A 17,870-nucleotide genomic window follows, 5' to 3' on the forward strand; every position below is an offset into this window, starting at 1 on the left:
GCGTTTGTTATGCTGTCGCTTCAATGTCTGTCACGGCCCGGGTGTTCCGCTCGCGCCGCATGCTTTCCCGGGATCCATGCTCCAACTCTTCTACTCGAACCGCTACGAAACCCTTGTCGGCGCGCTGCTCGACGACCTGGCGCAAACGCCGTCCGATCCCTGGACCGCGCAGCCCGTGATCGTCCCGAGCGCGGCGGTGCGGCGCCGGCTCGAGCTCGACATCGCGGCGCGCCAGGGCATCTGCGCGAATGTCAATTTTGGTTATCTCGCGCAATGGTTGTGGGCGCAAATCGGCGGCGTGATCGAGGTGCCGCAGCATTCGCCGTTCGCGCCAGACCGGCTCGTCTGGCGTTGCTACCGGTTGCTGGGAGAGGCGGATGAAGCACTGCCGTGGAATGCTTCGCCACGTCTGCGCACTTATCTCGATGCGGCCGATGCGTCGATGCGCTACGAACTGGCACGCCGCGTGGCCACCGTGCTCGATCACTATCTGACCTATCGTCCGGAATGGCTGCTGCAATGGCAGAAGGGCGGTTCGATTTTCGCGAGCGGCGCTGCGGACGACAACGGTCCGCGTCTCGTCGGCGCAAGTGAAGCAGCGCGTGAGGACGAGCGCTGGCAAGCCGCGCTATGGCGCGCGGTGCTTGCCGAAGTGGCGGGCGACGCGCAAACGGCTGCGGCTGCCTTGCCGCCCGCGTATCGCTTTCTCGAAGAAATCGGCACGCTCGATCTCGAAGCCATCTCGAACGCACAGTGGCCTGAAGCCGTCAGCGTGTTCGCATTGCCGACCATGCCGCCGTTGCACGTTGCCTTGCTACGCGCATTGTCGCGCTGGGTCGACGTGCGTTTGTACGTGATGAACCCGTGCCGCGAATTCTGGTTCGACGTCGTCAGTGCGGGCCGCGTTGAAGCGCTAGACGTTGCCGGCCAGCTCGACTATCAGGAAGTGGGCCATCCGCTGCTGGCTGAGTGGGGCCGCCAGACTCAGGCGCAACTGCATATGCTGCATGAGCTTACCGAGAGCGCTGCATCCGGCGAGACGGGTGACTTCACCGAGAATCCGGAGCCGAGCTGGCTCGCCGCCGTGCAGAACGGCATCCTCGATCTGCGGGCGGAAGTGGGAGCAGACGCGGACGAACTACCGATCGAAAACGGCATTGAAGTTCATGTGTGTCACAGCCTGTCGCGGCAGCTCGAAGTGCTGCACGACCGGCTGCTTGGCTGGTTCGATGAGTTCGACGATCTTCAGCCGTCCGACGTGCTGGTGGCCGTCTCCGATCTCGCCGCCGCCGGGCCATTGATCGATGCGGTATTCGGCACCGCGCCGCCAGGAGACACTCGCCGTATTCCGTATCGGATCACTGGCTTGCCGCCTTCGCAGGCCAATCCGGTCGCGCGTTTGCTGCTCGATTGGCTGGCCTTGCCTGAGCGTAGCGTGGGTGCGCCGGATCTGATCGAATGGCTGCGGGTCGATGCGATCGCCGCGCGTTACGGGATCGACGCCAGTGCACTCGAAGCGGCGCAGGAATGGCTCGCGGCAGCCGGCGCGCGCCGCGGGCTTGTGCCTGGCGAGCCGGTGGGCGAGCACGTGCCTGTCGCGCGTCATACGTTTGCCGACGCGCTGACCCGTTTGTACCTCGGCTACGCGATGCCGGATGGCGGCGAGCCGGTCGATGCCTGGCTGCCCGTTGAAGGCGCCGACGGCTCGGACGCCGAGCTTCTCGGCCGCCTGTCGCGTTTCGTCGACGATATCGATGCCTTCGCGCAGCGTTGCTCGGTCGAGCAGACGCCTGCCGAATGGACGCAACTGCTGCTCGAAACGCTCGCGCAGTGTTTCGACGGCGGCGTGGCGTTTGCCGATTCGCTGGCGGCGGTGCGCGACGCTATCGACAAGATGGGCGACGCGATGCAAGCGGGCGCACAAGACGTCGTGCTGCCGGCCGCCGTGGTGCGCGGCGCGCTCACCGAGGCGCTCGACGACCCCGCGCGCGGCGGCGTGCCTTGGGGCAGCGTGACGTTTTCGTCGCTGACCAGCTTGCGCGGTTTGCCGTATCGCATTGTTTGCCTGCTCGGTATGGACGACGGCGTATTGCCGAGTCTCGCCCGCGCCGACGAATTCGACCTGATGGCCGCGTTCGGTAAAGCCGGCGACCGGCAGCGCCGCGACGACGAACGCAATCTGTTCCTCGATCTGCTGCTGGCCGCGCGCGACCGGTTGTTCATCGCCTATACGGGCCGTAGCATTCGCGACAACGCACCGTTGCCGCCGGCCGCGTTGGTCGACGAATTGCTCGACCACCTCGCGCAGGTGTCGGCAGGGGAAGGAGCGAGTCCCGCGGAAATCGAAGCCGCGCGGCATGCGTTCATCATCGATCATCCGCTGCAGGCATTCGCGTCGGATTATTTCTCGTCGCAGCGAGGCCTCTTCACTTACGACATGGATCGCGCGGAACTGGCCAGTTTGCTGGCCGCACCGCAGCATCCGGCTGCCGCGCCGTTCTTCGATCAACCGCTGCCCGCGGAGGACACAACTTCTGTTGCCTTCGACGAATTCGTGCGCTTCTGGCGTCATCCGGCGCGTGCGTTGTTGCGCGACCGGTTGGGTATCGTGTTGTCGGATGCGCAGGGCGAACTGCTCGACACCGAACCGTTCGAACTCGATTGGTCCGGTCGGGACGCCCTGGCGGAGCGGCTTCTGCCGGTACTGCTGGAAGGCGATACCGACGGCGATGACAGCATGTTCGAGCGCGTGCGCCGCGTGGCCGCGGCCAGTCCCGAGTTGCCTGGCGGTGCGACCGGCGCGGTATGGCGCTCGCGCGAACTCGGCGCGTTGCGCCAACTCGCCGACAGCGTGCGCCGCGAAGTCGCGTCAGGTGTCGAGCGATTGCCGTTCGTGCTCGATATCGTGCCGCGCTGGCCCGATCGTGCCGACGTTGCCGATACGCTCTTCGGCCCTTATGACGCGGCGCTCCGCAAAGCGGCCGAAACACCGCTGCAATTGCATGGCACCTTGAATTTGCTGACCGAAACAGGACAAGTGATTTTTCGTTACGCCAAACCGACTGCGCGCGACTATCTGTCGGCGTGGCTTGCACATCTGGTCTATTGCGCGGCGCAGCCGAACGGCCCACGCCGAACGGTTTGGCATGGCAGCGGCGAGAGCTTCGAGCTCACGCCGGTCGCCGCACCACTCAATGAACTGGCGCCGCTTGCCGCGTTGTTCAGAGCAGGGCGCATGCTGCCACTGCGTTTTTTCCCGAAGAGTGCGTGGGTGAAGGTCAGCGAGAGCGATTCCGCAGCGCAGGGCGTGTGGATCAATGATCGTGTGCGCGGAGAATCCGATGACCCGGCCTTGCGCATCGCGCTGCGCGGCACGCCGCTGACGCTTGACGAACCGTTCGGCAGTCTCGCCTCGATCGTCTTCAAACCGCTCGTTCAGCATCTGCGGAGCGCATCATGAGCGGCGCCGTTCACCATCACGCATTGGTCGCGGAAGAGCTCGACGTTTTCGCCTGTTCGCTCGACGGCGTCAATCAGATCGAGGCATCGGCGGGAACCGGCAAGACCTGGAACATCTGCGCGTTGTACGTGCGGCTGCTGCTCGAAAAGAACCTGAATGCCGATCAGATTCTCGTCGTGACCTTTACGAAGGCGGCGACCGCGGAGTTGCACGAGCGGATTCGCGGGCGGCTCGCGGAACTGGACCGGGCGATCGATACGGGCGACGACGGCGGCGATCCGTTCATCCAGCGTCTCTTTGAAACGACGCTCGCGCCGGAACGTGGCATCGATCGCGCGACCGCCTTGAAAGTCGTACGCCGCGCACTGCGCACGTTCGACCAGGCTGCGATTCATACCATCCACGCATTCTGCCAGCGTGCGTTGCAGGAGGCGCCGTTCGCCGCGGCCATGCCGTTCGCGTTCGAAATGGAAGCCGACGACGCTGCCTTGCGTTTCGAAATGGCAGCCGATTTCTGGCGCGAGCAGGTGGAACCGGTGGCGTACGCGCATCCTGCTTTTGCCGCATGGCTGGTGACCAAACGCGCCGGTCCGGCGTCGCTCGACGAGCAACTCGCGCGGCGCTTGAAGAAACCTTTGGCGCAGTTGCGCTGGGGCACGGTCGATGCAGGTGGAAACAATGCCGATCCGCAGGCGGGCTTCGATGCCGCCTGCGCGATGTGGCAGGCGGAGCGCGGCACGATCGTCAGTCTGCTTGGACAGGCGCAGGACCGTCTGAGCAAGACTTCGCACAAGCCTGAACTCGTGAGCGCCGCGATTGCCGCGTGGACCGAATACTTCGCTCAGGGCGACTGTCATGCGCCACCGCCCAAGGCGGCCTTGAAGCTGACGGCTTCGGCGTTGAAGAAGGCCACCAAGGTCAAGTTCGAACCGCCTGAGCATCCGTTCTTCGAGCACGCCGAAGCGCTGTCTGCCGCCGTGATCGCGGCCGAAGCCGCGCAGCGCGCGCGCTGGCTTTCGCTCGTCGAAACCTGGCTCGACTACGCGCCGGCCGAACTGATCGCGCGCAAACGTACGCGCAGGGTGGTGTCGTTCGACGATCTGCTATCCAACCTGTATCGCGCGCTCGCGGCCAACCCCTGGCTGGCCGATGCTTTGCGTACGCGTTATCCGGCCGCGCTGATCGACGAGTTTCAGGATACCGATCCGTTGCAGTTCGCGATCTTCAGCCGCATCTTCGCGCCGGCCGGTCCGCTGTTTCTGGTCGGCGATCCGAAGCAGGCGATCTACAGTTTCCGTGCGGCGGATCTGCATACCTATCTGGCCGCGCGCGCGGCGGCTTCGGCGTGCTACACGCTGGCCGTCAATCAGCGTTCGACTGCGCCGATCGTCGAGGCCTGCAACCGGCTGTTCGAAGCCAATCCCCAGGCGTTCGTACTCGACGGTCTCGACTATCAACCGGTGCGGGCCGGCGAGCGGCGTCGTCCGCCGTTTTCCGAACCCGATGCGAGCGCGGGTGACTTCCGCATCTGGACGCTCCCGCAAGGCGACGCCGCGTTGACCAAACGTGAAGCGCAGCGCGCGGCGAGCGAAGCCTGCGCCGCGGAGATCGTGCGGCTCCTGCGCGGCGCGCGCGAAGGGACGGTGACGATCGGTGACGCGCCGCTCGCGCCGGGCAATATCGCGGTGCTCGTGCAAACGCATAAGCAGGGCAGTCTGATCAAACGGGTGCTGGCGTCGTGGGGTGTCGGCAGCGTGGAGCTGGCGCAGGCTTCGGTGTTCGCAACGCTCGATGCCGAGCAGATCGAACGCGTGCTGGCCGCGGTCGATACGCCAGGTGACCTGCGCCGTTTGCGCGCCGCCCTCGCCACCGATTGGCTCGGCCTCGACGCCGCCGCGTTGTGGCGCCTCGAGCAGGTCGCGGACGCGCCGGCGCCGGCCGACGATCCTGCGCATGCCGAGGACGCGATGGGGTGGGTCGAGCGTTTCTCACGCTATCGCACGCTGTGGCATGAGCGTGGCTTCGCCTTGATGTGGCGCACGCTGATGCGCGAGCTGCGCGTCGCTCAACGGTTGGTGGCCGGACCGGACGGCGAGCGTCGTCTGACGAACGTGAATCATCTGGCCGAACTCGTGCAGGCGCGCGCCGCCACTCAGCCCGGCATCGCGCCGACCTTGCGCTGGCTCGCGGCGCAACGCACGCAAGGGGGCGGCGAAGACGCGCAATTGCGGCTCGAGTCGGATCGCAACCTCGTGCAGATCGTCACCGTCCACAAATCGAAAGGGCTGGAATATGCGGTCGTGTTCTGTCCGTTTCTGAACGACGGTGCGTTGCGCGAGCCACCGTCCTCCGGCTTGCCCGATGCGCGCGAGTATCACGACGAAACGGGCGGCGCGGTGCTGCACTACGGTTGCGATGACGAAGAGGCCGACCGCGCGTCGCGTTACGCGGCGCGTGAACAGGCGGCGGAACGGGCGCGGCTCGTCTACGTGGCGTTGACGCGCGCGGTGTACCGCTGCTATCTGGTCGCCGGGACTTATCTTTCGTCGCGTTCCACCAAGGAATCGCGCCGCAGTGTGTTGAATTGGCTGGTGGGTGGCAGCGGTCACAGCTTCGACGATTGGCTCACCGATCCACCCGACGAAGCCGCTTTGTCATCGTCGTGGCAGGCGCTGGCGGGCGGCCCGATCGTGTTGCAGGCCTTGCCGAAGGTGGAGCGCCGCGTGCCGTTGGAAAGCCTCCAGGACAGCGGTGCGCGGATGCAGGCGCGCGCCAGTCGGCGGCCGTTGCGCGATCAGTGGCGCATGGCGAGCTTCAGCGGCCTGATCGCCGCCGGCAGCAAAGCCGAAGAGGCGCATACGCCGGTGGAAGAGGTGCGGCCCGATCACGACGAGATCGCCGATGCGCTCGCACCTGCGGCGTTGCCGGTGCCGCAAGCTCCGTTGTATGCGGAGGACGACATTCTCGCGTTTCCGCGCGGCGCGGCGGCGGGCGAGTGTCTGCATCGCATGTTCGAACTCGCGGATTTCGCCGACCCGCATACATGGCCGGATGCCATCCGGGGCGCGTTGCGCGAGCGCCCGGCGCCGGCGCTGCCCGAACTCGCGGCGCGTTTGCCCGCCATGATGCATAACCTGATCGCGGACGTGGTGACCACCGAGCTCGTGCCCGGCATGGTGCTCGCCAGGTTGAATCCGCGGCGGCGCCTGAACGAACTCGAATTTCTGTTTGCCGCGCCGTCGCTCGATTTTCCGGCGTTGCGCGAGCTGCTGATCGAACACGGCTATCCCGACGTTGCGCTGGAACCCGGCGTGTTGCGCGGTTTCGTCAAAGGATTTATCGACATGATCGTCGAGCACGACGGACGCTTCTGGATCGTCGACTGGAAGTCGAACCATCTGGGCGACACCGCGGCCGACTATGCAGCGGCACCGCTCGAGGCAGCGATGGCGAGCCACGCGTATCACCTGCAGGCGCTGCTTTATACGGTCGCGCTGCATCGTTATCTGAAAACCCGGGTGCGCGATTATGCGTACGACACGCATATCGGCGGCTATCTCTATCTGTTCGTGCGCGGCGTTCGTCCGCAGTGGCGCGATGCCGATGGAGCGGCCGGTGTGCACATGCGTCGCCCCGCGTTCGAACTGATCGCACTGCTCGATGCGGCGATGATTGGAGGTGTCGCATGAGCACGTTCGAGCGGATCGCTTCCGTGCCGCCGGAGCTCGATGACATCGGGGTGAATTTGCCTGCGCCGGCCGATTTCAGTACCGCGCTTGCCGAAGGGTTCGCGCGCCGCATCGGCATGCTGGCGCGGCGCGGCGGTGCGCCGAGCGAGGCGGTGAAGTGGGCGGCGCGGGCTGCCTTTGCCGCGAGCCGTGCGACTGCTGAAGGGCACGTGTGCCTGCCGCTTGCCGCGCTGGCGCGCCGCTTCGATGCAGCGGGCGCGGAAGTGCGCGCGGCGCTGTTCGCAAGCGGCATGGTGAGCGACGGTTCGCAAAGCGCGGCAGCGTTGCGGCCGCTGGTGATCGATGAGCAAGGGCGACTGTATCTGGCGCGCTACTACGATTATGAGCGGCGTCTTGCGCGCTCGCTGGTTGCGCATGCGGGCGCTGGCGCGGGCGGATCTTCAGAGGTCCAGACGGGTGCTGGCAAAGGTGGCAGTGTAAACGCCGACGCAGATTTTCGTGCAGGAGCAGATGCAGGCGTAGTAGCAGAAGCCGGCACAGGCACAGGCACGGGCACGGGCACAGGCACAGGCACAGGCACAGGCACAGGCACAGGCACAGGCACAGGCACAGGCACAGGCACAGGCGACACGACCGCCCAAACGCTACACGGACGTCTGCTGCGTTATTTCGGGCCGCCGCAGGACGACGAGGTCGACTGGCAACGTGTCGCGGCAGTCATGGCGCTGTCCGGGCGATTGACGATCGTCAGCGGCGGCCCGGGCACCGGCAAAACCACGACAGTGGTCGGTGTGCTCGCCTGTTTGCTTGACGCACGGGCCGATCTGCGAATTGCACTGGCGGCGCCCACCGGCAAAGCGGCCCAGCGGATGCAGGAAGCCTTGCTCGCCCGTGCCGGCGATTTGCCGCCCGAACTCGCCGCGCGTTTGCCGCAGACGTCGTACACCTTGCATCGTCTGCTCGGTTCAGGGCCGGGCGGACGCTTCCGGCATCATCGCGACAACCCGTTGCCTTACGACGTCGTCGTGATCGACGAGGCGTCGATGATTGACGTTGCGATGGCGGCGCATCTGCTCGACGCCATTGCGCCGCAGACGCGTCTCGTGATGCTCGGCGACAAGGACCAGCTTGCCGCCGTCGAGGCCGGTGCGGTGTTCGCCGAGCTCAGCGCGCGGCCTGCTTTTACGCAAAACGGACTGCAGCGGATCGCAGCGGCGCTTGGCATTGACGCGGCGCGGCTGTCGCAGGCATTGCCGGGTGCGTCGAGCGATTTCGACGAAGGATCTGACAGCCTTTTCGCGCCTGTGGGTGTGCCGGAATCGGCCCGAAATCCGCTCGCCGACTGCGTCGTCTGGCTTGAGCGTAATTACCGATTCGGCCTCGAATCGCCGATCGGCCGTTTGTCGCTGGCGATTCGCAATGGCGCGGCCGGCGCGGCGCTCGACGTCCTGCGCATCGACCCTGCCGAATCCTGCGCAGCGGCCCTGCACGAAGATACCCACGCGACGCTTGCCGAACGGACCATCGCACGGCTTGCCGCGGGTTTTGCACCTTATGCGGATGCACTTGCCGAAGCACTAGCCGCCGACACGCCGGACCCGTTGCCGCTCTTCGAGGCACTGAACCGTTTTCGAATTCTGTGCGCGACCCGTTCGGGACCACGCGGCGTGGATCAGGTGAATGCCGCGATGGCCGCCCAGGTGCGGCGCTCGGCGGGCGTGACGCTGGCCGTCGGCGCGCAGTGGTTCGCCGGTCGTCCGGTGATGGTGACGCGCAACGATTACGCGCTCGGTCTGTTCAACGGCGACATCGGCATTGCGTTGCCCGGTGCGGGCGGCGCGTTGCGCGTGTATTTCCGTACCGGTGACGGCAGCCTGCGTGCGGTATCGCCTGCGGCGCTACCGCCGCACGACACGGCATTCGCGCTCACGGTTCACAAATCGCAAGGCTCGGAGTTTCAGCATGCGGTGCTGATGCTGCCGTCTGTGTTCAGCCGCGTGTTGTCGCGCGAACTGGTGTACACGGCAATTACCCGCGCGCGGGAGCGGGTGGAAGTGATCGGGGCGCGTGCCGTGCTGGCGCAGGCTATCGAGACGCCGACCCAGCGTGACTCGGGGTTAGCCGCGCGGATTGCGGAGGCATGGCGCGTCGCTTAGGGCGGGGCGCGCGCAGTAAAGCGCCCAAGCCGCGCTCAGCTCGCGACCCCGTCCGGCTGTACGCGCACCTCGACCCGGCTGCGCATGGTCTTGCGATACCACAGCGTCCACAGCGTCAAGGCGCCGTAAATGCCATAGCCGATGAACGGCGAGACCACCAGAAAGCGCTCGATCGGCCAGGTGAGCGCCATCCAGGCCCGCAGCGCCGTTTCACCGGTCAGACCGACGCCCCAAACGAGCGTCATGAGCCGCATTGCGGTGACGAGCGCAGGCCGCTCGCGCCACAACGTTTCGAAGCGCTCGGCGCCGCCTTCCATTTCACGGGCGACGGTGGCGCGTGCGAGAAAGAAGATCAGTGGGCGGCGCATCGGCAACGACAGCAGAAACACCACGCCGACCGCGCCGGATACCAGCGACTCCCGCAGCAACAGCATGCGGGGGCTGCCGCCTAGCGCCATCGCCGCGACCGACAGCACGATGCCCGCCACGACCATCACGCTGAGTGCGTCGACGCGCCGAAAGCGCACCAGTTCGATCAGGCTCCAGACGATCGGCGGCACGGCGGAGGCGATCAGCGCGCCCGTCTCGCCTAGGTGCGGCAGCGCGAAACGGTAAGCAAGCCACGGCAGCAGAAAATTGACGGCCAGTTCCAGCACAAAACCCGGACGGAGTTTCATATGAATTTACGCTGTAAGCGAAAACGGCAGTATCAGCGAACCGGCCGTGTCGATGCAAATAGTTTTCCGCATCGGCGGCCACGCCCGATAGTCCGTAGTCGGTAATCGACTATGCCCTGGGTACACTTGCGTCTCTGAGCTCAATCCTGTCATGACATCCCGTTATCCGATCCCGCCGAACGAAATCGAGTTGACCGCAGTGCGCGCGCAAGGAGCGGGCGGCCAGAACGTCAACAAGGTCTCGAGCGCCATTCATCTACGTTTCGACGTGCACGCGTCGTCGTTGCCGGACGTGCTGAAAATGCGCCTGCTCGCGCTCTCCGATCACCGGCTCACGCGCGACGGGGTGGTGATCATCAAGGCGCAGGAGCATCGCACTCAGGAGATGAATCGCGCGGCGGCGCTGGCGCGGCTCGACGAGCTGATCGAAAGCGTCAGCGTGACGAAGAAGCCGCGCGTCGCGACCCGGCCGACGCGTGCCTCGAATCGGCGTCGCCTCGACAGCAAGGCCAAGCGTAGTGAGATCAAATCCGGCCGTGGGCGGGTGGAGGATTAATGATTGAGATCCGAGGCGTAAAACCCGGAAGCGCTATCAAAACGCCCTCGACGCCCTCGAAAGCGCCTTAGACGGCGCCTGGGGCATCCCGCTTAGGAAGGCGCCGCTAGGCTCAGCGTTTGCCCCCGCGTCCGCCAGAACGTGGGTCGGCTGGCAAGGTCGTCGGCACAAAATCCACGCAAAGCACGTTCGTGCCGTTATGCTCGAATGCGATTGCCGCGGTATAGCAGTCCTGGCCGTCCGCGAGCGAGTAGTGCGGGCCCATCATGGCGACGCGCCCCGGCGCGGCGAGCGCATGCTTGAAATAGGCGCGCCGCGACCAGTTGCTGCGCGTAGCGGTGTAGAGCGGCGCGAGCCGCAGCGGAGGGGGGGGCACCGAGGCGGCCGTGATCGACGCGTGCATCTGTTCGCCCTGGTCGTCGGTGATGAATACGCGCCGTGCTTCGGGCAAATGCCATACCTTTTGCGCCGCTTGCCGCAGGTCGCCGGTGACTTTGAAGGCGTCGACAGCGGCGAGGACGGCTTCGGCGAATCCCTCGAAACCGAGCCGCTGGTGGCCGGCGTGGGCGCGTTCATAGGCGGCGAACTTGCTCCACATCGACTCGATCAGCGCGGGCACCTTGGCGCACGCAGCCTGCACCGAACCCTTCGGCTGGCCGAGCCAGAAACCCTGCACGAAATCGACGTCGGCCTGCATCAGAATCATCAATTCTTCGTCGGTTTCGACGCCTTCGGCCAGCACCAGCGTACCGGACTGGTGCAGCATTGCGATCAGGTGGCTGATCATCGAATCGTCGCCTTCACGCTTGCCCGCGCGCGCGACCAGGGAGCGGTCGAGTTTCACGATGTCGGGGCGAAAGCGCCACACGCGGTCGAAGTTCGAAAAACCGGTGCCGAAATCGTCGATCGCAATCAGGAAGTCGCGTGGCTGCGACGCCGCGAGCATGCTGGCGACGGCGGATTCATCGTCGGCGGGTTGTTCGAGGACTTCGATGACGATGCGCTCCTGCGGCAGGCCGAAATGCGCCGAGAGCTCGTCGATGAAGGTGCGCTGCGGCCAGCCGGTTTCGAACACCTGTGGACGCGTATTCAGAAACAGCCAGCCGGTGCTGATGCCCTGTTCCATGAAATTCGCCACATGCAGGCAGCGTGCGATGCGGTCGAGCTCGCGTGCGTCGGCGGCCGAACGTGTACCGGAGAAAAGCACTTCCGGCGACACCGGCAAGCCGACTGGATCGAAGGCGCGCAGCAGGCCCTCGTAGCCGACCACACATTGATGCGTGACGGACAGCACGGGCTGGAACACGCTGTGCAGGGTCAGCGCGCGCCACGTGGCGGTCCAGCCGGACTCATCCCGGACCAGATGCGGGAGCAGGCCGCTAAGGGTCAATTCTCTGACTGTCGGCATAAGAGCGGGCATGAGTGCGGGCATAGTGACATCGCGACAGGCGGGTGACGGGGCGCGCAGACAGATTTAACGCGCAACGGATGCACAGCCCGGGCGCCGGCAGGGTAAGGCGGACACAGCGAGGGAACGCGGAGAGCAATGCCAGCCATGCTGGACTCCGGCGGGATTAGTCAAAACCAGTCTAGCAGTTCGACGTTCGCATGAATGTGCGGGTTATCACAGACGCGGGAGGTGGCCGGTGGCCGGCAAAGCGGCCGTGGCGCGGTGGTCGTCGCCGCCGTCGCGCACCTCTGGCGCGAGCTTCGCGCGCGTTTGCGGCGCGCGGGATCGATCGTTCACATGCAATCAATCACCCGTATGAAATCGAGGGTAGCAGGGCGGTGAGTGACTACCCGCCAAACTCCAGGCAAGGACGGTGCTCAGACGTTTTGCGCCCGCAGGAGGCTATTGTTCAAGGGTAAACCCGCTTCTGTCGGGTTCGCCTGCCCGCTGCGTGCTGCCGCCTGCAGGTTTGGTGGGCGGCGGGTATGCTGCTGCTTTTCGTGAACAAACGGAGCACAGGTATGGCGGAAATCGCAGTGGTCGCAATCTCGGTGGCAAAGCCGGGCTATGAAGAGCAGTTGCGCGAAGCGCTTGAAGGTATCGTCGGACCGACGCGCAAGGAGCAGGGCGCGCTGCAATACGATCTGCATCGTGACGTGCAGGAGCCGCGGCGGTTCGTGTTTGTCGAGCGTTGGGAAAGCCAGGAGGCGCTCGCGGCGCATGCAAAATCCGCACACATTGCGGCTTACAGGAAGGCGGTGGCGGATTGGGTCGAACACGCGGAAATTCGCGTGGTGTCGAAGATCGCGTAAGCGTTTAAGGACCGCGGGGCGGACAACGGGGGCAACTCCGAAGGTCGCACCCCGAAGGTCGTATAACGGCGAGTGCGCTGCGAGGCCGGATCCGGCCTGCGCGCCGCTCGCCGTTTGTCTTCAGTGCGTGGCTTGCGGGACGTCGAGAATCAGGATGATGGTCCAGTCGGCATCGCCGTCGTGATGATACTGGCGCTCCGCGACGATGAACGGCTGCTGCTTGCCATCCGGGCCAAGAAACAGCACGTCGCCTTCCATCGGCAGGCACTCGACGGGCGGCAGCGCGAGGAACGCTTCCTGACCGCCGCGCGGCATCAGTTTTTCGATTTTGCGAGATGCTGCTTCAGTCCATTCGATATCTAGCTGGATGTTGCTCATGCTGTCCTCCGCACCAAGGTGCGCACAGGTTAGGGGGATTCCGGCCGGGCGACGGTCGCCGGGCCGGTCGGTGCGCGACTTTAGCATAACGTCGGCCGGGCGCAGCGGGCCTGCAGCCAGTCCCATTAGACAACAAAAAAGCCGAAGCCGACGGTGCCGGCTTCGGCTTTTCACCTTCGCGGCGAGGCCGCAGGTGAGCCTGTCAAACTGCGCTCATGAACCGGCGGCCTCGGCCTTGGCGGCCTTCTTGTGATGGTGCGGGGCCATCTTATGATGTTTCTCCGACATAGGCGCGCTTTCCATTGCTTGCTGGCGGTTCTGCAAATCTTGCGCGCGCTGCTCGACGTCGGCGGCCTTGGCCGGATCGGTGCTCATCATGACGCCGTTGTCCTGCGCATAGGCGGCGCCTGTCACGGCACTGAGGGAAACCAGGATCGCCAGGGACACTTTCTTCATTGTTACCTCCGCAGAGTGGTAATGGACCCGAGTATTTGCCTGTCCAATCGGAAAGACAATGCATTCTAGCCAGCAATATCCGCTCCAGCGGACGTTTTGTAACGGCAATGACAATTAGTTACATCTTGTTACGTTCCATCCGCAATCACGCCTGATGACGACCTTGCGTCAATCGCGATCGTGCGTGGCCGGCACAAATAATATTCGCATCTCTAAATAAATTGCGCCGTCACGCTGCGTGAAATTCAGAACCATCCGATTGCACGATAGACGTGAAACTGTGCGATTCCAATCAGCTCGTGAAGCGCAATCTCCGCGTTCACCAGATTGTCATAGCGCGGCAGTACACCGGGATCTGCGCGCAGCGCGCTCGAAATCAACGGCTGCGGCGTGAGGCCGAAGCGATGGAAGTCGAGCAGGGCGCGCGGCATCTGATAGGCGGAGGTGACGAGTATCAGGGAATCGTAACGTGACTGGTCGAGAATAGCCGAGACGTTGCGTGCGTTTTCGTAAGTCGTGCGGCTGCTGTTTTCCAGCACGATGTCCGCACGCGGCACCTGTTGGCGCAACAGGTAGGGAAGATAGGTGTCCGCTTCGGTTGCGCTATGCCGCTGCGGATTGCCACCGCTCACGATGACGTGACATGTGGCGGCCGTATGCTTGCAGGCTGCGTAGTTTTCCGCGCTCACGGCGATGCGCGCGAGCACGTCACGCGGAGGCACGAGCCTGTCGTCATCGTCGTAAATGGTGCCGCCCCCGAGCATGATGATTGCGGTGCGCGGCGCGAAACTGGCGGGCGTGTCGGACTGCCGGCGCGGCTGCGCCCATTCCAGCAATGGCGCCGTGAGCCAGCCGGCGGCGAGCAGCCAGAACAGGGCGATCGTACCCATGGCGAGAGGCCGGCGGGCGCGTTTCCATAGCACGATTGCTGCAAAAAAAAGCGCTAATAAAGTGAATAGAATCAATTTAAATGGGGTAACGTATGACTTTCGGGACAAATCTATGGGCTTGCTATCGCGCCGCAGCGGTTGCATCGTCAGCCCGTAGGTAGAACGCTAACATGCCGTTCAGACGGGGGTTCCGAAAACGAGACCAGGGCAGCACCTGGCGAAATTCGACCGCATGACAAGCGGCCAGTTTCCAGCCAAGGGCGGGTGCCATGCGCGTCACTGGTGGCGCGGTGACGTGTTGGGCATAGATGTGTCATAGCTGCACTTTAAGAAAGAAGTGAGATGACCACGTATTCCAACGAAGCGGTACTTGAAGCGCTGCGGCGGGCGCAATATCGCCAGGTCCCATGGGCCAGACGACCGGGTGTTTTCCAATATCTTCGCGCGCTAGGCCTGATGGACACTGTTCGGCAGCGCACTGTCGCACCGGCTCCAGGTTTTCATGCGCCGGTCGATATCGCCGTGCTCACCGAGCGCGGCAGGGCCGAGTTCGCGAGGCTCGCGCACGACGAACGCCTGTTGAGCTGGAGCGCGCAGCGAATGAACGACTACGTCGTTGCGACAGCCGAAGCGCGGCCCACCGCCGCTCTCGAGGCCCGGCCCTAGGGACCGGCGGGCAGGCGCCGGCGCTGTTTTTCCCGGCCGCTTCATGCGGCTGGCGGTGATTTTATTGCTCCGCTTTCGTGCCTGGCTTGTGCGCCTCGATGCAGTGCGCGCTGCCTGCCCGTCGACGCAAAAAAAAGCCCGTATCGCAAGGATACGGGCGTACCGGAATTACTACTGCCACGCTGTGCTAATGGCGTTAAATCAGACTGGCGCGGCGCCGGGTGGTTCCCCTATCGTTCAATTCGCCATATAGCGCGTTGTCTCGCATTCACGGCGGACGCCGGTTGTGTGATCACAGTCACAACAAGCGCGGCCCCAACCCAAACGATTTGATACGTGGCCAGCCAGTCACCGGTGCGTCGACGCATGTCTAGCGACGGCGCGTAGGGTCTTCTCGTGGCGGTTCAGGCCGCGCGCGTACGTTGCTCGCGATATCGCCGCGCAAGTCTCCCCGAGGCGCAGGCGGCGTGAAGTCGCGGTTGCGCGTTTCGCTTTGCTGCCAGGCGTCAGCGGTGGCCGTGCGGTCCGGCCGCCAGTTCCAGCCTTGGGGGTGTTGCTGTGCGAATGCCGGTGCGGCCATTGATGAAACGACAATGCCGCACAGAAGCAGTGACATTGGTTTCATGCTGAGCTCCCGTCAAGCCGATCGATTCAAGGCCTGTTTGCATACCGATAAGGTATGTCGAGTGACGAAAGCACGCTGTAAGTAATAGTAAATGGATGTTTCACCAGCAACCATCGACCGCTTCGGGCGTCTGAAGCGGGTCGATGGTGAAATCGGAGAAACGGGAAGGGACGACTGAACTGGGCGCGCCGAACGGCGGTGCCCACTGCAGGCCGGGTTGACGTCGACAGACGGCGCGCGGCGGCCCAGATACACGCCGGGCGCCCGCAGGCGCCCGGAGGCAAAACAATTCGCGTCAGGCCATCTTGACCGGCGCGCGCCACGATTCCGGATTGGTCCAGAATGCGCCGCGCAGGCGGTCGCGGCTCGGCGGTGCCGGCGGTTTCGCGGCGGTCGCGCCAATGCGGCCGCGCAGCGAAATTTCACGGCCGCTCGTGCCGAGTCGCTTAACTATTTCGGCGAGCGTACCATCGGCTTGCCATTCGTCGAAGCGACGGCGGCAAGTCGGCGGCGACGGATAGCGGCCCGGTAATTTGGACCAGCCCTCGCCCGTCGACAGCACCCAAAGCACGGCATTGACTACGGCGCGCGCTTCCACGCGTGGTCGACCACGACGTTCGCTCCGTGCTGGCTCCGCACAGAACAACGCCTCGACCAGCGCCCACTCGTTGTCTCTCAAATCGTCGAACAGCATCATGTTTCACCTCAGCGAAGCTAACTCCGGTGCGCTGCCCCGCGCCGCGCACTCTCCATGCACTCGATAGGCGAGTGCCAAGGGGGGTCGGGCTTGCCACGATTTGCTATTCAGTCAGAAGTCATGGCGCCGACCCTGTGTGCATGTAAATGCAGGAAGTGTGCCAAGTTGAATCCAACTACCTGAAAGCCCAGTGACAGCGGGCCAGCGCGGGCGCTAGCTAGGGCCGTATAAGAATCCAAAAAACCCATCCCGCAAATCGGGACAATCACCAATCTTGTGCAATCAGGCCCGACCAGCGTGCGTTTGCGCCTTATTGCTGCGCCGCAGCGATCGCACTAAATGCGACAGTGGTGCGACAATTCACCCTACAATGCGCATCAAACTGGGTTATTAATGAGGTTGGTAAATGAATGTGACGCTGCGTCAGCTAAGGGTTTTCATTGAGGTCGCGCGCTTGCAGAGCTTCAGCCGGGCCGGCGATGAGATCGGTTTGACGCAGTCGGCGGTGAGTCGCTGTGTGCGCGAACTGGAGGGGGAGATCGGGCTGAAGTTGATCGACCGCACCACGCGCGAGGTGCAGCTCACGGATGTCGGCGGCAACTTGGTGTCGAGCGTGTCACGTCTGCTGACGGATCTGGACGACGCCTTGCGCGAGATCCGCGAAATCGGCGAGCAGCGCCGCGGGCGGGTGGTGGTGGCCGCGAGCCCGACGGTTGCCTGCCGCTTGATGCCCAGCGTGGTGGCGTCGTGCGGACGCCAGTTTCCCTACATCACGTTAGGGCTGCGCGACGACGTGCAAAGCGACGTGGTGCGCAAGGTGAAGTCGGGCGAAGTCGATTTCGGCGTGATCATCGGCCCGTTTTCCGCCGACGACCTGCTGAGCGAGTCGCTGATGACCGATTCGTTTTGCGTTGTTTCGCGCGACGACCATCCTCTGGCGGCGCAGCGGCAGGTGGCATGGACGGACCTCCAGGGCGAGCAGCTCGTCATGCTCGATTACGCGTCAGGCAGCCGTCCTATCATCGACGCGGCGATGCAGGAACACGGTGTGAGCGCCACCGTGGTGCAGGAGTTGGGGCATTCCGCGACCGTTTTTGGGCTGGTCGAGGCGGGCGTGGGCGTGAGCGTGCTGCCTTGGCTGGCGTTGCCGCTGCCGGCGGGCGCCTCCCTGGTGGCGCGGCCGCTCGTGCCGCGTGCCGAGCGCACGGTCGAACTGGTGCGGCGGCGCGACCGTTCGCTGTCGCCGGCGGCGGAGGCGGTGTGGGGCCTGATTCGTCAATTGCCGGCGCGGGCTGAAGATTTGAGTTGAGGGCTAAGGCGCGCGCTGTCTGTCTGAAGAAATCAGGTTGGCTGGCGAT

Annotated in this window: 14 protein-coding genes and 1 pseudogene; 7 read left to right on the top strand and 8 right to left on the bottom strand. The window is 64.5% G+C overall.

Translation table 11 applies throughout. The annotated features are described in order from the left end of the window. The first annotated feature begins 76 nt into the window (after positions 1-76). The 3 genes from recC to recD are packed head-to-tail and all read left to right on the top strand — an operon-like array spanning position 77 to position 9,305. Positions 77-3,460 carry an exodeoxyribonuclease V subunit gamma gene (gene recC / locus PQQ95_RS14625; RefSeq protein ID WP_408438099.1) on the top strand — a complete coding sequence of 1,128 codons (3,384 nt, stop codon included), beginning with the start codon at positions 77-79 and terminating at the stop codon, positions 3,458-3,460. Continuing rightward, complete coding sequence (gene recB / locus PQQ95_RS14630; RefSeq protein WP_408438100.1) at positions 3,457-7,149, top strand: exodeoxyribonuclease V subunit beta; 3,693 nt, start codon at positions 3,457-3,459, stop codon at positions 7,147-7,149. The genes recC and recB overlap by 4 nt, the downstream gene beginning before the upstream one ends. Further along, positions 7,146-9,305, top strand: coding sequence for an exodeoxyribonuclease V subunit alpha (gene recD / locus PQQ95_RS14635; RefSeq protein WP_408438101.1), 2,160 nt, complete (start codon positions 7,146-7,148; stop codon positions 9,303-9,305). The genes recB and recD overlap by 4 nt, the downstream gene beginning before the upstream one ends. A 35-nt stretch (positions 9,306-9,340) precedes the next feature. Here recD and PQQ95_RS14640 read toward each other — a convergent pair whose 3' ends face one another. Then, positions 9,341-9,982, bottom strand: a complete 642-nt coding sequence (locus PQQ95_RS14640; protein ID WP_408438102.1) for a VC0807 family protein — start codon at positions 9,980-9,982, stop codon at positions 9,341-9,343. Positions 9,983-10,133: 151 nt separating this feature from the next. On the opposite strand from PQQ95_RS14640, the gene arfB reads away from it, so the two are divergent. After that, positions 10,134-10,538 (top strand): alternative ribosome rescue aminoacyl-tRNA hydrolase ArfB, encoded by a 405-nt coding sequence (gene arfB / locus PQQ95_RS14645; RefSeq protein ID WP_408438103.1) that lies wholly within the window; start codon positions 10,134-10,136, stop codon positions 10,536-10,538. Between the two features lie 112 nt (positions 10,539-10,650). Here arfB and PQQ95_RS14650 read toward each other — a convergent pair whose 3' ends face one another. Both PQQ95_RS14650 and PQQ95_RS14655 read right to left on the bottom strand, forming a co-directional pair. Beyond that, positions 10,651-11,946: a sensor domain-containing phosphodiesterase gene (locus PQQ95_RS14650; protein ID WP_408438104.1), complete on the bottom strand. Its 1,296-nt coding sequence runs from the start codon at positions 11,944-11,946 to the stop codon at positions 10,651-10,653. 216 nt (positions 11,947-12,162) lie between these two features. Continuing rightward, complete coding sequence (locus PQQ95_RS14655; protein ID WP_408438105.1) at positions 12,163-12,285, bottom strand: hypothetical protein; 123 nt, start codon at positions 12,283-12,285, stop codon at positions 12,163-12,165. A 224-nt stretch (positions 12,286-12,509) separates the two neighbouring features. Here PQQ95_RS14655 and PQQ95_RS14660 point away from each other — a divergent pair, with 224 nt between their 5' ends. Then, positions 12,510-12,800, top strand: a complete 291-nt coding sequence (locus PQQ95_RS14660) for a putative quinol monooxygenase (protein ID WP_408438106.1) — start codon at positions 12,510-12,512, stop codon at positions 12,798-12,800. Positions 12,801-12,920: 120 nt separating this feature from the next. On the opposite strand, the gene PQQ95_RS14665 is transcribed toward PQQ95_RS14660, so the two are convergent. From PQQ95_RS14665 to PQQ95_RS14675, 3 genes are all read right to left on the bottom strand, one after another. Continuing rightward, positions 12,921-13,178, bottom strand: a complete 258-nt coding sequence (locus PQQ95_RS14665; protein ID WP_007182306.1) for a hypothetical protein — start codon at positions 13,176-13,178, stop codon at positions 12,921-12,923. A 213-nt stretch (positions 13,179-13,391) separates the two neighbouring features. Next, positions 13,392-13,634: a hypothetical protein gene (locus tag PQQ95_RS14670; protein ID WP_408438107.1), complete on the bottom strand. Its 243-nt coding sequence runs from the start codon at positions 13,632-13,634 to the stop codon at positions 13,392-13,394. Between the two features lie 245 nt (positions 13,635-13,879). After that, positions 13,880-14,524 carry a YdcF family protein gene (locus PQQ95_RS14675; protein WP_408438108.1) on the bottom strand — a complete coding sequence of 215 codons (645 nt, stop codon included), beginning with the start codon at positions 14,522-14,524 and terminating at the stop codon, positions 13,880-13,882. A gap of 342 nt (positions 14,525-14,866) precedes the next feature. On the opposite strand from PQQ95_RS14675, the gene PQQ95_RS14680 reads away from it, so the two are divergent. Beyond that, positions 14,867-15,190: a hypothetical protein gene (locus PQQ95_RS14680; protein ID WP_408438109.1), complete on the top strand. Its 324-nt coding sequence runs from the start codon at positions 14,867-14,869 to the stop codon at positions 15,188-15,190. A 370-nt stretch (positions 15,191-15,560) separates the two neighbouring features. Here PQQ95_RS14680 and PQQ95_RS14685 read toward each other — a convergent pair whose 3' ends face one another. Then, positions 15,561-15,815, bottom strand: coding sequence for a hypothetical protein (locus tag PQQ95_RS14685; protein WP_408438110.1), 255 nt, complete (start codon positions 15,813-15,815; stop codon positions 15,561-15,563). 298 nt (positions 15,816-16,113) lie between these two features. After that, a pseudogene (locus PQQ95_RS14690) lies at positions 16,114-16,509 on the bottom strand (transposase); the annotation flags it as partial. Positions 16,510-16,918: 409 nt separating this feature from the next. Between PQQ95_RS14690 and PQQ95_RS14695 the strand changes: the two are divergent. Continuing rightward, positions 16,919-17,821 (top strand): LysR family transcriptional regulator, encoded by a 903-nt coding sequence (locus PQQ95_RS14695; RefSeq protein WP_408438111.1) that lies wholly within the window; start codon positions 16,919-16,921, stop codon positions 17,819-17,821. Positions 17,822-17,870: the final 49 nt, after the last annotated feature.

This window comes from Paraburkholderia caffeinilytica (assembly GCF_046030355.1).
GTDB classification, from domain to species: domain Bacteria; phylum Pseudomonadota; class Gammaproteobacteria; order Burkholderiales; family Burkholderiaceae; genus Paraburkholderia; species Paraburkholderia caffeinilytica_B.

Coding starts and splice junctions, on each gene's coding strand:
- PQQ95_RS14660 (WP_408438106.1), top strand. CDS start 12,510: ATGGCGGAAATCGCAGTGGTCGCAATCTCGGTGGCAAAGCCGGGCTAT.
- PQQ95_RS14695 (WP_408438111.1), top strand. CDS start 16,919: ATGAATGTGACGCTGCGTCAGCTAAGGGTTTTCATTGAGGTCGCGCGC.
- PQQ95_RS14650 (WP_408438104.1), bottom strand. CDS start 11,946: ATGCCGACAGTCAGAGAATTGACCCTTAGCGGCCTGCTCCCGCATCTG.
- PQQ95_RS14640 (WP_408438102.1), bottom strand. CDS start 9,982: ATGAAACTCCGTCCGGGTTTTGTGCTGGAACTGGCCGTCAATTTTCTG.
- PQQ95_RS14685 (WP_408438110.1), bottom strand. CDS start 15,815: ATGAAACCAATGTCACTGCTTCTGTGCGGCATTGTCGTTTCATCAATG.
- arfB (WP_408438103.1), top strand. CDS start 10,134: ATGACATCCCGTTATCCGATCCCGCCGAACGAAATCGAGTTGACCGCA.
- PQQ95_RS14670 (WP_408438107.1), bottom strand. CDS start 13,634: ATGAAGAAAGTGTCCCTGGCGATCCTGGTTTCCCTCAGTGCCGTGACA.
- PQQ95_RS14680 (WP_408438109.1), top strand. CDS start 14,867: ATGACCACGTATTCCAACGAAGCGGTACTTGAAGCGCTGCGGCGGGCG.
- PQQ95_RS14675 (WP_408438108.1), bottom strand. CDS start 14,524: ATGGGTACGATCGCCCTGTTCTGGCTGCTCGCCGCCGGCTGGCTCACG.
- recB (WP_408438100.1), top strand. CDS start 3,457: ATGAGCGGCGCCGTTCACCATCACGCATTGGTCGCGGAAGAGCTCGAC.
- PQQ95_RS14665 (WP_007182306.1), bottom strand. CDS start 13,178: ATGAGCAACATCCAGCTAGATATCGAATGGACTGAAGCAGCATCTCGC.
- recC (WP_408438099.1), top strand. CDS start 77: ATGCTCCAACTCTTCTACTCGAACCGCTACGAAACCCTTGTCGGCGCG.
- recD (WP_408438101.1), top strand. CDS start 7,146: ATGAGCACGTTCGAGCGGATCGCTTCCGTGCCGCCGGAGCTCGATGAC.